Annotated in this window: 4 protein-coding genes; all 4 read left to right on the top strand. The window is 37.3% G+C overall.

Annotated elements, in window-relative coordinates; all coding sequences use genetic code 11:
• On the top strand, positions 1-540 hold a 540-nt coding region (locus tag ACQKOF_RS24970), incomplete at its 5' end, for a hypothetical protein (RefSeq protein ID WP_427563080.1).
• Positions 541-679: 139 nt separating this feature from the next.
• Complete coding sequence (locus ACQKOF_RS24965) at positions 680-964, top strand: hypothetical protein (RefSeq protein ID WP_427563078.1); 285 nt, start codon at positions 680-682, stop codon at positions 962-964.
• Positions 964-1,902, top strand: coding sequence for an RHS repeat-associated core domain-containing protein (locus tag ACQKOF_RS24960; protein WP_427563075.1), 939 nt, complete (start codon positions 964-966; stop codon positions 1,900-1,902). The genes ACQKOF_RS24965 and ACQKOF_RS24960 overlap by 1 nt, the downstream gene beginning before the upstream one ends.
• Positions 1,903-1,912: 10 nt before the next feature.
• Positions 1,913-2,314 (top strand): DUF2750 domain-containing protein, encoded by a 402-nt coding sequence (locus tag ACQKOF_RS24955; RefSeq protein WP_427563072.1) that lies wholly within the window; start codon positions 1,913-1,915, stop codon positions 2,312-2,314.
• Positions 2,315-2,500 lie beyond the last annotated feature (186 nt).

The following is a 2,500-nucleotide window of genomic DNA, read 5'->3' as shown; positions in this document are numbered from 1 at the left end:
AATGAAATTACGAATAGCTTAGGCCATAAGAGTTACTACTATTTTAACGAAGATAACCTCTGTACGAAAATTGTTCATCCAGATGGTAGTGAAGTCAGCTATGAATATAATGAGGACTTTGAATTACTCCAAACAGTAGATGAAGATGGACGTGTGACGACATATAGCTATGATAAATGGGCAAATCCAGTAACTATTACCCTTGCAGATGGCAGTACCTTATCCTCTCAGTATGATGAAAAAGATAGACTGATTCAGGTTGTTAACGCAGAGGGGGGAAGTCGTTGGTGGATTTATAATGAAGATAGCACATTGCAGGCAAATGTTTTAGAAGATGGCACAAAGACTAAATTTTCCTATAATGATAAATATTTAATTGAAACAGTGACAAATGCGCAAGGTCATATGGTAAGCTTAGCTTATGATGCTGATCTAAACTTGAGTCAGGTAACATTGCCAGACGGGACAAGTTCGACATGGGTGTATGACCGTCGTGGTAATTGCACAACAACTACCAATCCGCTAGGGGCAAGAGATTGAAAGAATCTTACCAGGAGATGTCATCAGCAATTGGCAGTATGATGTAACGGGTAGACCGACACACCAACGAATAAGTAGTCAGAACCGTGACACACGAAGACGCGTATATAATTGGGACGTCAATCATCGATTACGAAGCATGGTTAACGAGTTAACAGGTGTAAAAGTCACCTATGGTTACGATGAATTCAGTAATCTCGTCTGGTCCAATCAAGGAGGTCAATTTGATTTCTTACACCGCAGTGTTGATGATGTCGGAAATTTATATGAAACAAATGAAAAGACAGATCGTTCTATGGTGCCGGAAGCAGATTACTTGAAACGAAAGAGGCAACATTCTCTTATGATGATGAAGGTAATCTTGTTCAGAAGGTTGAGAATAATGGCGATACGTGGAAGTACGAATACAATGGCAGTGGGATGATGTCTAAAGTTGTTCTTTTTTCGCAGAGCGACTTGGTTAAGGAAGTTACGTTTAAGTATGATCCATTAGGTAGGCGTGTTGAAAAGAGTTGTGAGGGAAAAACTACTTATTTCGTGTGGGATGGGAATACGATTTTGCATGAATGGGTTGACGATGCAAGTGACCTGAATGTAATAAATACATCTACTAATATTGCAAATCATGATCCGGATGGAATTCCTAATAGTCTTGTAACTTGGATATTCGATCCTGAAACATTCATACTGTCTGCTAAACTCACGAAACAAGGGAAATTTAGTATTATCACAGATCACCTTGGAACGCCTGTTGAAGCATATGATTCAGAAGGAAGTAGAGTCTGGTCAGGCGAATTAGATATTTATGGACGAGTTAAAGTAATTATTGGTGAAAAGGATTTCGTTCCTTTCCGTTATCAAGGTCAATATGAGGATATTGAGATAGGGCTTTACTACAATAATTTCCGATACTATGCTCCAAACGAAGGGATTTATACTCAGCAAGATCCAATTGGATCTATGGGAGATAATCCGACGTTATATAGTTATGTTGGTGATCCTAATTTTTGGATAGATCCTTTTGGTCTTTCTGCCGGTCGAGGAAAGAAACAGCAAAGGTTAAAAGTGCTGGTCAATGATCCGAAGCAGCCAAGATATGTTAGAGGCTGGATGCGACAAGAATTAAATAGATTAGGGAAGAAAAGAGGAAATGGAAAAGTTATTAGAAATGTGCGTAATCCAATAGGCTTTGAATTAGCTCATTGGTATGGATATGAATCAGACAAAGGTTATGATTATATGCACTCGGATCTTAAAGTAATTCAGGATCATAAAAATCAACATGTACTTGACGACAAAGGAAGAAAAAATAAAGAAGGAGCGAGTAAGAAAGCCCCTTGTTTATTAAAAAAGAAGAAATGAGGAGTTTAATATGGGTGGAGGATTTGAATCAAGTCCAGAGTTTAAGGCTATGATAAAAAAATCAGCTAGAGATAGATATATTTACTCTGTAAAACGTATTGCAGACTGGGAAGAGGCGTGGTCTTTGAAATTAAATGATGGGTTTGTTACAACTTCAGATGAAGAGGGAAACCTTTCTATGCCTATTTGGCCATTTAAAGAGTATGCTATGAAATGTATAGGGGATGAATGGGAAAACTGTAAACCAGAAAAAATATATATAAATACACTTTTAGAAGAAATATTACCCAATCTGTCAGATGATGGAACGCATGTGGTTGTATTTAAAGTTCCAGAAAATCCGGAAGTTGTAAGAGTATCTGCGGATGACTTTAAAAATAATTTGTTATATGAATGTTCTCAATTAGAATAGAGCATGGGTTGTAAAATGTGGATATCAACTTTTTGATAAAATTCTAGGTGGGTAATGTTTATAGAGCAAATAAAAAGAGTAGCGTAAATCCGAGGGCACTGAAAAAGTCTATACCTTCTCACATCGCGAGGTATTTAACGAGTAAATCGTTGAATACCTCGTTTTTTTCATTTGGCACTGTGACTC

This window comes from Lysinibacillus sp. NPDC093190, assembly GCF_050280425.1.
In the GTDB taxonomy this organism is placed as follows: domain Bacteria; phylum Bacillota; class Bacilli; order Bacillales_A; family Planococcaceae; genus Lysinibacillus.
The sequence above is the reverse complement of the archived record's forward strand: the minus strand, read 5'-3'. Positions and strand labels throughout refer to the sequence as shown.